At 39.2% G+C, this 12,386-nt stretch carries 10 protein-coding genes; 7 read left to right on the top strand and 3 right to left on the bottom strand.

Annotation, left to right across the window (positions count from 1 at the left end):
- Positions 1-10 precede the first annotated feature (10 nt).
- From AAHH40_RS02015 to gcvPB, 6 genes are all read left to right on the top strand, one after another.
- The gene (locus AAHH40_RS02015; protein WP_342220460.1) at positions 11-871 is read left to right on the top strand and encodes a ParA family protein; all 861 of its coding nucleotides are present in this window, start codon (positions 11-13) and stop codon (positions 869-871) included.
- Positions 868-1,734: a ParB/RepB/Spo0J family partition protein gene (locus tag AAHH40_RS02010; protein ID WP_425287967.1), complete on the top strand. Its 867-nt coding sequence runs from the start codon at positions 868-870 to the stop codon at positions 1,732-1,734. Before AAHH40_RS02015 ends, AAHH40_RS02010 begins: the two co-directional genes overlap by 4 nt.
- Before the next feature lie 112 nt (positions 1,735-1,846).
- Positions 1,847-2,935 carry a glycine cleavage system aminomethyltransferase GcvT gene (gene gcvT, locus AAHH40_RS02005; protein ID WP_342220459.1) on the top strand — a complete coding sequence of 363 codons (1,089 nt, stop codon included), beginning with the start codon at positions 1,847-1,849 and terminating at the stop codon, positions 2,933-2,935.
- 27 nt (positions 2,936-2,962) lie between these two features.
- The gene (gene gcvH / locus AAHH40_RS02000) at positions 2,963-3,355 is read left to right on the top strand and encodes a glycine cleavage system protein GcvH (RefSeq protein WP_342220458.1); all 393 of its coding nucleotides are present in this window, start codon (positions 2,963-2,965) and stop codon (positions 3,353-3,355) included.
- Position 3,356: 1 nt separating this feature from the next.
- Complete coding sequence (gcvPA, locus tag AAHH40_RS01995; RefSeq protein ID WP_342220457.1) at positions 3,357-4,724, top strand: aminomethyl-transferring glycine dehydrogenase subunit GcvPA; 1,368 nt, start codon at positions 3,357-3,359, stop codon at positions 4,722-4,724.
- A gap of 8 nt (positions 4,725-4,732) precedes the next feature.
- Positions 4,733-6,184, top strand: coding sequence for an aminomethyl-transferring glycine dehydrogenase subunit GcvPB (gene gcvPB, locus AAHH40_RS01990; RefSeq protein WP_342220456.1), 1,452 nt, complete (start codon positions 4,733-4,735; stop codon positions 6,182-6,184).
- Between the two features lie 189 nt (positions 6,185-6,373).
- Here gcvPB and folP read toward each other — a convergent pair whose 3' ends face one another.
- Positions 6,374-7,717 (bottom strand): dihydropteroate synthase, encoded by a 1,344-nt coding sequence (gene folP, locus AAHH40_RS01985; protein ID WP_342220455.1) that lies wholly within the window; start codon positions 7,715-7,717, stop codon positions 6,374-6,376.
- A gap of 106 nt (positions 7,718-7,823) precedes the next feature.
- Between folP and rpoD the strand changes: the two genes are divergently transcribed.
- Positions 7,824-9,758, top strand: a complete 1,935-nt coding sequence (gene rpoD / locus AAHH40_RS01980; RefSeq protein ID WP_342220454.1) for an RNA polymerase sigma factor RpoD — start codon at positions 7,824-7,826, stop codon at positions 9,756-9,758.
- A gap of 62 nt (positions 9,759-9,820) precedes the next feature.
- Here the strand turns inward: rpoD and AAHH40_RS01975 are convergent, their stop codons facing one another.
- Both AAHH40_RS01975 and AAHH40_RS01970 read right to left on the bottom strand, forming a co-directional pair.
- The gene (locus AAHH40_RS01975) at positions 9,821-10,741 is read right to left on the bottom strand and encodes a hypothetical protein (protein WP_342220453.1); all 921 of its coding nucleotides are present in this window, start codon (positions 10,739-10,741) and stop codon (positions 9,821-9,823) included.
- 212 nt (positions 10,742-10,953) lie between these two features.
- A complete protein-coding gene (locus tag AAHH40_RS01970; protein WP_342220452.1) occupies positions 10,954-12,180 on the bottom strand; it encodes a hypothetical protein in 1,227 nt (408 codons plus the stop codon).
- Positions 12,181-12,386 lie beyond the last annotated feature (206 nt).

The following is a 12,386-nucleotide window of genomic DNA, read 5'->3' as shown; positions in this document are numbered from 1 at the left end:
ATGGGACACTATGGGTAAAATTATCGCTATCGTAAATCAAAAAGGGGGCGTGGGGAAAACCACCACCTGTATTAATCTTGCTGCATCGATGGCTTTGTTAGAACAAAAAACACTGTTAATTGATCTCGACCCACAAGCCAATGCAACCACAGGTAGTCTTTTACAAAAAGACCTTGAGCCTCATATTGCCCAAGTACTTTTAGATGAAGTTCCAATAGAACAGAGTCTAGTGGTTACGCCAGCAAATTATACATTGATTCCTGGCTCAGGAAATTTAACCCAGACTGAAATCCAATTATTAAAAATCGAACAACGTGAATACACACTGAAAAAAAAGCTAAGCATATTAGCCGACGCTTATGATTATATTTTGCTCGATTGCCCTCCGTCATTGAATATACTAACTGTTAATGCTTTAGTGGCCGCTCATTTCGTCATCATCCCTGTTCAATGTGAATATTTTGCTTTAGAAGGCTTAAGTAACCTAATGAACACCTTACAAAGTTTACGTGCCACGGTTAATCCCCATTTACAGATCCATGGCATACTTCGTACATTATTTGATGGTCGAAATAGTCTAGCCAAACAAGTTTCAGATGAATTACTTACGCATTTTAAAGATAAAATGTATAGCACACTGATACCACGCAATATTCGACTCGCTGAAGCACCTAGTCATGGACAACCTGCTTTATTGTATGACCCGCAATCAAATGGGAGTCAAGCGTATTTAAGTTTAGCTAAGGAAGTATTAACACGGGATGGATGCGCTATCCCTTCAGTAGGATCTCCTACAGAGATACCCTCAAACGTTTTTTTAAAAAAGCGTTCCAACTTTGAAAAAACTCCATCTGTTGAACAGGTATTATGATGAAAAAATCACGTTTAGGTCGCAATCTTGACATGTTATTAAGTGGTCAACCCTTTGAAGATTTAGTGCAAACAGTCAAACCACACAAAGAAGAATTACGCCATTTACCGATTGAGTGGTTACAAGCCGGTCGTTATCAACCTAGAAGAGAATTTGCTCAAGAAGCATTAGAAGATTTAGCTAATTCAATTCGCACACAAGGCATCATCAACCCTATCGTCGTACGTCTTATTGGTGGAAATTGTTATGAGATTATTGCCGGCGAACGTCGTTGGCGCGCGGCTCAACTTGCTAACCTGAATGAAGTACCGGTATTAATCAAAGTAATCTCCGACGAAACGGCACTTGCCATCTCTCTGATTGAAAATATTCAGCGTCAAGATCTGAATCCATTGGAAGAAGCAGAAGGTATACAACGACTTATTACCGAATTCAAATTAACCCATCAAGAAATTGCCAAAACCTTAGGTCGCTCGCGAACCACCATTACTAATTTACTACGTTTGTTAGGTTTAGCCCCACAAATAAAACTTTTATTGCAGCAAGGTCAAATTGAAATGGGTCACGCCAGAGCTTTGTTAGGTCTTTCAGGTAACCTACAAATTCAAGCGGCTGAAAAAATTGTAAAAAATAAATTATCTGTTCGCGAAGCAGAACGCTTAGTACAAAACGCTTCCTTTATTAAGCCAGATGCAAACACTCCATTAAAAGTTGATACTGATGTACAACAACTTGAACGTAAACTATCCGAAACCTTAGGTGCCAAAGTCTATTTTAAGCAAACGACGAAAGGAAAAGGCCAGCTCATCATCCACTATAATAGTTTAGAAGAATTAGATGGCATTTTGTCGCATTTGAATTAATTTTTCCCAGCAACTTATCCAAGATTAACGCAAAATCTTCAAATATGAAGAGTAGTAATTTATCGCCCACAAGTTATAATTAGGTATTGAAAACTTATCAAGTGGCAGCGTAATGGAAAATAAAACAGTTCTGCATGGACAACATAAAAAAAATGGGGCAATACTCGTCAATTTTGCAGGCTGGCAAATGCCTCTGCATTATGGCTCGCAAATACAAGAGCATCACGTAGTCAGGCAAGACAGCGGTTTATTTGATGTTTCGCATATGTTAGCTGTAGATATTGCTGGGGAAAATGCGATTCATTACCTCAGTTTTTTATTGGCAAATAATCCACAGCGTCTCATCCCAGGAAAAGCTTTATATACCTGCATGCTAAATAATGCAGGTGGCATTTTGGATGATTTAATCGTTTATCAGCTTTCGCAACAACTTTATCGCGTAGTCATCAATGCAGGAAATCGCCTATCCGATCTAGACTGGATGAAAAACCAAGCCCAGCATTATTCCTCTCTCTCTATAGTCGAGCGTACCGATCTTGCGATTATCGCTATCCAAGGCCCTCATGCCATTTCAAAAGCAAGTAAAGCATTTAGCGCAAGTCAGCAATCCCTGATTAAAGATTTAAAACCTTTTTACTGTGTTCAGCAAGATAATTGGTGTATCGCCAGAACCGGTTATACCGGTGAAGATGGATTAGAAGTGATCTTACCCATACAAGAAGCTGAAGATTTCTGGCAGCGTTTAATTGCATGTGGTAACAAACCTTGTGGATTAGGTGCACGAGATACCTTGCGTCTAGAAGCCGGATTGAATTTGCATGGTTCTGATATGGATGTCACTACAACTCCTTTAGAATCCAATCTAGCATGGACAATTGCCTGGGATCCTATCGATCGAGATTTTATAGGACGACTAGCGTTAGTCAAACAGCAAGAAAATTTAACACGTAAATTAGTGGGTTTAGTACTAGAAGAAAAAGGTCGTATCTTACGTAACCATCAAAAGATTATTACTTCTGAAGGAGAAGGTGAAATTACCAGTGGCAGTTATTCTCCCACTTTAGGCAATTCTATCGCTTTTGCTAGAATACCTTACTCACATAACGAAGATTATTGTGATGTCATCATGGGCAGCAAACAATATCAAGCACGCATCATTAAACCTCCCTTTATACGAAAAGGAAAGAAAACTTTCATTTAAAATTGAATTTATTAAAGAGTAATTACCATGAAAAAACTACCCGAATTCCTAAAATATACGACTACGCATGAGTGGCTTCGACTCGAAGATAATAATATTGTTTGCGTTGGAATTACCGCACACGCCCAAGAATTGTTAGGCGATATTGTCTATGTTGAATTACCTGCCATTAAAAAGATTTTAAAGCAAAGCGAAGAAGCCTGTGTTTTAGAATCTGTAAAAGCTGCAGCGGATGTTTATGCACCTCTGTCAGGCATAGTCACTGAAATTAATACCTTACTGAGTGAGTCACCTGAACTCATCAACGCTGACTCGTACGGAGAGGGATGGTTATTTCGACTTCAATTTTCCGATGCAAATGAATTAGAAAATTTATTGGATTTTGCCACTTACGAGCAACAAATTTTGGTTGAGGCCTGACATGCCATTTATTCCTCATACCGATGTCGAAGTACAAGAGATGTTGGCTACATTAGGTGTACATAAGATCGACGATCTATTTGATGAAATTCCATTACATTTAAAAACCGCAGAATTAAATCATATTCCTGCAGGTTTAAATGAAATAGAAATGACACGTATAACAGAACAACGTGGCCAAGAAAATAAAAAAGGGCTTTGTTTTATTGGTGCCGGTGCATACGAGCATCATATCCCTGCTGCAGTTTGGGATATTACTAGCCGTGGCGAATTTATGACGGCTTATACGCCTTATCAAGCGGAAGCAAGTCAAGGAACGTTACAACTGATCTACGAATATCAAACCATGATGGCAAGTCTGACTGGCATGGACTACTCCAATGCTTCGCTTTACGATGGTGCCTCTGCTTTGGCAGAAGCAGTTTTGATGGCTGTTAGAGCCAATAAAAAAACGCAATCAGCGAAAATTCTAATCCCACGCAGCTTACATCCTCATTATCGACAAACCTTACAAGCTATTGTTACTCAACAAGCGATTGAACTCATAGAACTGGCTTATTGTCCAGAACAAGGTAAGACATTGCTGTCCACGCTTGAAAACTGGAAACAACAAGATATTTGCGCTTTAGTCATCCCACAACCTAATTTTTTTGGTTCTTTGGAAGAAGTTGATCAATTAACTGATTGGGCGCATGCGCAACAAGCTTTTGTTATTGCAGTCACCAATCCGATTAGTTTGGCTTTACTTAAAGAACCTGGAAGTTGGGGCAAGCAAGGCGCTGATATCGTCTGCGGGGAAGGACAAGCACTCGGTGTACCACTGGCAGGTGGTGGCCCTTATTTTGGTTTTATGTGTTGTAAAAAAGAATGGCTACGACAAATGCCAGGCCGCATTGTCGGTCGTACAGTAGATAAAAACGGAAAGCCGGGATTTACGTTAACCTTACAAGCTCGCGAACAACACATACGCCGTGCGAAAGCCACTTCAAATATATGCACTAATCAGGGTTTATTAGTTACCGCAGCAACGATTTATATGAGTCTATTAGGGCCCATGGGTTTACAGCAAGTTGCTTCGACGTCCCATCACCTTACTCAACTACTTGCCGATCGATTAACCCAAATACCTGATGTTGAATTAATTTTCAGTAGCCCATTTTTTCACGAGTTTGTTATTCGTTTACCTAAACCGGTTCCTGGGTTATTACACGATTTAGCAACCGTTGGAATACACGGAGGCTATGATCTATCAACATCCTATCCTGAATTAGGCCATGCTTTATTAATTTGTGTTACCGAAACCAAAAACTTAATTGATTTAAACTTTTATCAACAAGAATTATCGAAATTACTTCGACCATTACCGTAAAAATTTTTATGCTTATTTTTGAATTGAGTCAACCAGGTCGTACTGCAAAAGCGCAAATTCCTTCCAATTTACAATGTAATAAATTTTCTTCACTAACTGAAAATTTATTACGTAAAACAAAAATTTCTCTGCCGGAAGTTTCTGAATTACAAGTGGTACGACATTTTACTCGTCTGTCACAAAAAAACTTCTCCATCGATACAAATTTCTATCCATTAGGATCCTGTACCATGAAGTACAATCCACGTGGTGTACATCGTTTGGCATCATTGCCTGCCTTTCTTAATCAACACCCTTTATTAGCCGAAGAAAGTTGTCAAGGCACTTTACATTGCTTGTATGAATTTCAAGAGATTTTAAAAGATATAACCGGTATGTCCGGTGTTTCGCTGACACCCATGGCGGGTGCGCAAGGTGAATTTGCCGGTGTTGCCATGATCAAGGCCTACCATACTTCACGTAATGATCACACTAGAAACGAATTTCTGATTCCTGATGCCGCACATGGTACCAATCCTGCTTCTGCGGTCATGTGTGGTTATAAAGTCCGTGAAATTCCAACCAATCTTGAAGGTGATTTAGATTTAGCTGCATTGCAGGCTGCGGTTGGACCGCATACTGCGGGAATTATGTTAACTAACCCTTCGACTTTAGGAATATTTGAAAGACAAATTGAGCAGATTGCTAACATCATTCATCAAGCAGGCGGATTACTTTATTATGATGGAGCTAACCTGAATGCGATATTAGGAAAAGTTCGGCCTGGCGATATGGGCTTTGATGTCATGCATCTCAACTTACATAAAACCTTTGCCACTCCTCACGGTGGTGGTGGTCCGGGTGCCGGACCTGTTGCTGTTGGAGAACGTCTCCTACCCTTTCTACCTATTCCAATGGTCACTTATGAAAATAATCACTATCGTTGGCTCAACTTAAACGATCGGCCACAAAGCATTGGTCGCTTATCCACGTTTATGGGTAATACTGGTATTCTTTTACGCGCCTATATCTATGCCCGTTTATTAGGTCGCGATGGTCTAAAACGCGTGTCAGAATTTGCCACGCTCAATGCCAATTATTTACTTAAACGACTACAACTGATTGGATATATTCCCGCTTTTCCCCAACGTCGCGCCAGTCATGAGTTTATTTTGACATTAAAAACTTTAGCTAAACAATTTAATGTCACCGCGATGGACGTGGGTAAACGTTTACTTGATTTTGGTTTTCATGCCCCAACGACCTATTTTCCTCTACTCGTTCCAGAATGTTTATTGATAGAACCTAGCGAAACAGAGTCAAAACAAGAATTAGATCAATTTATAATGGCTATGGAAAAGATCCTTGCTGAAGCAAAAGAAAATCCAACTTTTTTAAAAAATGCACCGCATCATTTAAGTCATCAACGTTTAGATGATGTAAAAGCAGTACGAGAATTAGATCTGACCTGGGAAAGTTAATCATCATTATCTATAGAAATCTCTCGCATTGCGAGCGCGGAGCGCGCGACAATCTAGGAAACTACCGACTGGATGGCCACGCTCATTACATTCGCTCGCCATGACGGTAATTTTCTATATTATTTTTTATTATTGTTTAATTCAAGAAATTTTTGGATCTTTCTCGTAGCAATTGCTTTATTTCTCTGCTTATGCAGTGACTAACTCTTCTGCAGAAATAAGTTGTCTTGCCATGGCAATTGCCTCAGCATTTAAACCGACATTATGCACACGCAAGTAATCTACGCCCTGTGCTGCCAACTGATAGGACACCATCGCAGTCTCAAAATCTCGGTCTGGAAAAGGTTTTTCTGTTATCAAATTTAGAAAAGATTTTCGTGAATGCCCTACCAATAAAGGACAATTTAAACGACGAAATTGTTTGATATTTTTTAACAAAAAAATGGATTGTTGGGATGTTTTGCCAAAACCGATGCCAACATCGAAGATAAGTTGGCTAGCATCAACACCGACATCGAGCAATTCATCGAAACGTTGTTCAGTCCAATTCAATATTTGTTCAAAGATATTAGGATACGCAGCTAATACAACATTTTTCTGCGCTGGAACGCCAAGATTGTGCATCACCACACATTTCACCGAGCTACCTGCCGCTAACGCGCGCATGTTCGGATCGACAAACCCACTCACATCATTAATCCAGTCTATATCCAACTGCATGGCTTTTTCTGCAACGCTATGATGCCGTGTATCAATACTCAACTTGGGTTTAAACGCCCATTGTTTGCACTGCTCTTTTAATGCTATTAAAACGGGCTCTAATAATGCCCACTCGGTTTCTGGTAAAACAGGCGTAGCACCTGGACGCGTCGATTCGGCTCCTATATCCAAAACTTCAGCTCCTTCACGTACTAATTTTTCCGCTTGAGCCAATGCATTGGGTACAGTTATAAATTTACCGCCATCAGAAAACGAATCGGGCGTTATATTTAATATCCCAACTAAAGCACTTCCTTCTAAACGATGTGGGAGTTGTTTAGTTCCACAGGGCGCTAGCTCGCCGGTATAACGTGAACCCCAACGCTGTAATATGTCCGCAAATTCCGCGGTTGGATGCTGCCAATCTGGCCATAAATCTAGCAATGGCCATAAAGCAAAAGGCCTAGATAATAGTTCAGCATGGGGTATTTTTAGACCTATTTGATCAATCACGCAATTATCCCAGGCCAAAATATCAATATCGATAACTCGTGGCGCCCAACGCTGGCTTTCTTCCCTACCTAGCTGTCGTTCTATTTGTTTAATAAGCTTTAGTACCTCTAATGGAGACAGCTCTGTCTCACAAACAACCGCTAGATTTAAAAAAGGCTTATTCCACGCCACTGGCGCATAGGCAGGGAGTAGTGCTGATGAGCTATAAAGAGGAGAAATTTGTAAAGGTGCAATCTTCTGTGATTTTTGTAATAATTGCAGGCCTAAGCGTAGGTTATTTAAACTATCGCCTAAGTTTGTACCTAAACTGAGTATTAGCATATTTTTTGCCTTAAAGGGCTTGCCTTTTCGACGTTAAAGGTTTATAGGTTTATCTTAATTAGGTATATAATAAAATTATTACTTTCCCAAGAGGTCATGCGCAGCTATGGATTTCGAACAACAACAATCCCGTTTACGAGAGCTTATTGCACACGGTAAAAAGCAAGGATTTGTCACTTACGCTGAAATCAATGACCATCTGTTGGAAGATATTATCTCTGAAGCCGAGCAAGAGCAACTGCAGCTTGATGAAATTATCTTGATGCTGAATGATATCGGCATACCTGTTTATGAAGTTCCGCCCGACATGGAGACTTTACTCTCTTCGAGTATAGCCAGCAGCTCATCGGAAGAAGAAAGCAGCTCAGAAAATACTAATATGCTTGGCAATATCGCGGCCGAATTAGGACGGACAACGGATCCAGTGCGTATGTATATGCGTGAAATGGGCACCGTTGAATTACTCACGCGCGAAGGCGAAATTAAACTTGCCAAACGTATTGAAGAAGGTTTGCAAGCAATACTCACTGCACTCACTCAATATCCAGAAAATGTTTTCGATATACTGAGTGATTTCGTCCGTTATGAGCAACAAGAAATCCGCTTAAATGACATTATTAGTGGATTCCTCGACTTAGAAGAACTATCCATACCACTCGAATTACCACCCGGAAAAAATATCGCTCCTGAAACTGAAGCAGACGACGAAGGTTTTAGTGAAATTAAAAGTATTGATGATAAAGATACCGATGACGATAGCGATGAAATCAAAGCTAAAACCGGTGCAACAGATGATGATGAAGGATTTGGTGAACTGGAAGGCGGACCCGACCCAGAACTAGCACATACTCGTTTTGCCGAATTAAAAACGCTCTACGAAGCCTATATTGCTACGCAAAAAAAACACGGTCGCCACGATAAAAAAGCCTTAAAACAAGCCGCCTTATTAGCCGATGCGTTTACTAAATTTAAATTAATCCCACGTCAGCTTGATAAATTGACGCGCAAAATGCGTGATCTATTAGAAAAAGTTCGCATTCAAGAACGTGTCATCATGCGTTTATGTATTAATGAAGCTAAAATGCCACGCCAACTTTTCATTAGTACTTTTCCCAAAAACGAGACCAATGAAAATTTCCTCAAAAAACATATCAATGCTAAAAAAAGTTATTCACAAGCTTTAAAATCTTTGCACATCCCTGTCACCTCCGCGCAAAATAAGTTGCGTGAGTTAGAAAAGACCATAGGCATGACCATAGCTGAAATCAAAGAAATCAATCGCCAAATGTCAGCAGGAGAAGCTAAGGCTCGACGTGCAAAAAAAGAAATGGTCGAAGCCAATTTACGACTCGTTATTTCTATCGCCAAAAAATATACCAACCGTGGCTTGCAATTTCTTGATTTAATTCAAGAAGGTAATATAGGTTTAATGAAAGCCGTGGATAAATTTGAATATCGCCGCGGCTATAAATTTTCAACCTATGCCACTTGGTGGATACGGCAAGCCATCACCCGCTCTATTGCCGATCAAGCACGGACTATCCGTATTCCGGTGCATATGATCGAAACCATTAATAAGCTGAATCGTATTTCGCGCCAAATATTACAAGCAACAGGGAAAGAACCATCCCCGGAAGATCTCAGTAAAAAAATGGGCTTACCTGAAGATAAAATCCGTAAAATTCTTAAGATTGCTAAAGAACCCATTTCCATGGAAACACCCATTGGTGATGAAGATGGTGATTCCCATTTAGGTGATTTTATAGAAGACGCAACCGCCCTATCGCCTATCGATGCCGCTACCATCGAAGGTCTACGAGAAACCGCACAGCGAGTTCTTGCATCGCTCACACCGCGCGAAGCAAAAGTATTACGCATGCGCTTTGGTATCGACATGAATACCGATCACACGTTGGAAGAGGTAGGCAAACAATTTGACGTAACACGTGAACGTATTCGACAAATTGAAGCTAAGGCATTACGTAAACTACGCCATCCTACGCGTTCAGAACCCTTACGTAGTTTCCTCGATCAAGAATAGTAAATTAAAAAAGAGAAAGAGGTATAGATAATGTGTCCATACCTCTTTTTTCTTTTATAAACTCAAGGTTTAGCGACAGAGGATAAAAATGGTGTTTTTTGCTCAACTTGATCTGTAAGTTCAGGAGCTTTACTTGAGAAAAAACTTCCAACATATTTACCGGCTGTAACAAAATCTTTGGCAACATTACCAAATATTGCTCCCACCGGTGTATTTCTCGCTATTTGGAAAAGAGCCCAACCACCGATTAGCATATCTGAGTTACTAATGGAATTCACTGCGTTATGCGTTACAGCGGATCCGTTAATAAGCATAGGTCCGGTATCTGTAGCATTAACTTGCAAGGGAAGTTGTACCGGTTGATTAACTGCATTAATAGAACGACTAGATCTAACCTCTATTTCTGGACTGCCACCGACTTCAACTAAGGATATATTCCTCTGTCTAGCTCCTTCTCTTATTCTATTTAGAACTCCATTCGGTAATTCAACGGACGTATCATTGGCATAAAGTGCATAATTAAGTAAGCGTAAATTGCTAGCCCAAGGAACTACCCTATCTCCAACCCTTGCTGAATTTTCTAGTATTTCTTTTTTTATATTGTCTACATTATTGTCATTTAATGCTTTGCATAAATTAGGGCCTATTAAATTAGGATTGGAATAACACAAAATAACTAAACTAAGTAATTGATTCGGTTGAAATTCTCGATTTTCTAATTGATCATAACCACGCTGTCTAAATTTACGTGTTACGCTTTTGGTTCTACCCAACATTTCAGACGAATTCATGTTATTTATCGACGGTATCGCATTATATTGGCTCAATACTTCTAACCAATTCGTTGCTTGATTATTTTCTAGTTTTTCAATTAATTGATTAGCACTTAAATTAGTTAAATTCTTATTATCTATTGATTTAATAACTGTTTTAAGTTTATTTGCTTCATTGGTTGGCAAAGAACGCCATAATGTTTCAGGCATAAAATCACTCCTCTTTAATTTTTAATCTATTGTTTAAACAAAGTAACATGCATGATATTCATTTACAAACAAGAATAAAAAAAATTAATTAAAAAAATAATAAAAATAATTAATTTTAATATGATAAATTTACTCTAGAATATTAGGGCTGTAGACATTTCACGTAGGTAACAAAAAATAAGGGCATGCCAAAGCTACATGTCCAAAACTCATTAGTGAGCATACGCCGGGCTATTGCAAACTCGTTCGTCAACAGACAACTCAATAGAAGAAGAGTCTCTTACACGTCTACGCGGATTTTGAAAAAAGGGAGTTGCAGAAAGTTCAGGGAGTTTTTGCGGCTCTAATAATTTATTTAATGCCTCAATTTGACGATCCAACGTATTAAACTGTAATTGTCGACTCTCAGAATCGTTTATCCAATCGCTTAACCGACCTATTTGTTCGTTTAAAGACTTCTCTCGACGATGAAGATATGTATTCACATTCCCAGAGAACGTGAAAGTTATTGTGCCAGCAGCAGTGATAAGACCTATAAGCCCTAGAAGTAGCGCTAACATTATTCTCATCGTATCCAGCTGTGCTCCTAAACCCTCTGCTCGAGGCAAAGTAGAAATCCTATTCTCCGCGGCCGATAGGTAATAGTTAAACGGAACCGCCATCACTGGTAACATGAGTAAAATCATTCCCATATGCACAAGTACCGGTCCTCTACCAGAAGTAAGCATTGAAAATGTATCCCTTTTTTTTATTAATTTTTCTTTTTCCTGAACAACAGCCGCCTCCGTAGGTAATTCATCAGCTGACACAACTAATCCATCTAACTCATCCAAGATTTCTTTTTTCGCAACCTTCAGATAATCAATCCGTGCTTTTTGTGTATCAGTATTTGCGTACTGATACATGAGTTGTATTAACTGGTCTGCTGCTTTATTCGGTGTTAATTGGCTGGCAAAACACGGTTGGTGAGCTAGGGGATCCTCTAGTATACGTTTTAAATACGTAAGCTCATAAGTGTGCCCATGGGGTGTCAGCATAGGAAAGATATAGGGTGCATGTGAAATATTGCATGTTAACGCATCTTCCATTTTAGACAAATTCTCAACAGAGAGGTCTTTCCCTATTATTTCTAACGCCTGAGCAATGGCTCTATTAATCCTTAATTGATCCAATAAATCTAAATCGTTCTTATGATAAGCTTGTCTGATTTCAGATACGGTGAGCGAGGTAGAATCATTATTGATTGTGGTCTTTTCAAAGAACAACTTATGTTTTTGCGCCGTTTCTTCAGATAGTGCTGCAATATCTAACAAGAAATAAGTGTCTTTCTGTTTATCTATTAAGAACAGCGTAGCGAACCGAGGAGACTGGGGATTAGGTAATCTTTCTTGTAGACAATTTAGCTCCTCAACCTTAAGAAAGGACAAAGGTTTGAGCATTGTATCGATATTTTTTGTAGGCATAGCAGGCACTCGTTTTTTAACTGTATTATTATAATTAGCTCGATCTCAAACTTAATTATACATCCAAACAAACTGTAACTAAGAAAACACTTATGCGCGGCTTGATCTTACACTTTTCTAATACCTTTTGACAAACATAACGAATAAATTTGAGACTTTCATATTTGATTTAAAAATGTTAA

The organism is Rickettsiella endosymbiont of Miltochrista miniata, from assembly GCF_964031245.1.
GTDB lineage: Bacteria > Pseudomonadota > Gammaproteobacteria > Diplorickettsiales > Diplorickettsiaceae > Aquirickettsiella.
Note: the sequence above shows the minus strand (reverse complement) of the source record. Positions and strands in the feature narration are given on the sequence as shown.

Excerpts from the sequence above, each read along its gene's own strand:
- gcvH (WP_342220458.1), top strand. The coding sequence starts at position 2,963 with ATGAAAAAACTACCCGAATTCCTAAAATATACGACTACGCATGAGTGG.
- gcvPA (WP_342220457.1), top strand. The coding sequence starts at position 3,357 with ATGCCATTTATTCCTCATACCGATGTCGAAGTACAAGAGATGTTGGCT.
- gcvPB (WP_342220456.1), top strand. The coding sequence starts at position 4,733 with ATGCTTATTTTTGAATTGAGTCAACCAGGTCGTACTGCAAAAGCGCAA.
- AAHH40_RS02015 (WP_342220460.1), top strand. The coding sequence starts at position 11 with ATGGGTAAAATTATCGCTATCGTAAATCAAAAAGGGGGCGTGGGGAAA.
- AAHH40_RS01975 (WP_342220453.1), bottom strand. The coding sequence starts at position 10,741 with ATGCCTGAAACATTATGGCGTTCTTTGCCAACCAATGAAGCAAATAAA.
- AAHH40_RS01970 (WP_342220452.1), bottom strand. The coding sequence starts at position 12,180 with ATGCTCAAACCTTTGTCCTTTCTTAAGGTTGAGGAGCTAAATTGTCTA.
- rpoD (WP_342220454.1), top strand. The coding sequence starts at position 7,824 with ATGGATTTCGAACAACAACAATCCCGTTTACGAGAGCTTATTGCACAC.
- folP (WP_342220455.1), bottom strand. The coding sequence starts at position 7,717 with ATGCTAATACTCAGTTTAGGTACAAACTTAGGCGATAGTTTAAATAAC.
- AAHH40_RS02010 (WP_425287967.1), top strand. The coding sequence starts at position 868 with ATGATGAAAAAATCACGTTTAGGTCGCAATCTTGACATGTTATTAAGT.
- gcvT (WP_342220459.1), top strand. The coding sequence starts at position 1,847 with ATGGAAAATAAAACAGTTCTGCATGGACAACATAAAAAAAATGGGGCA.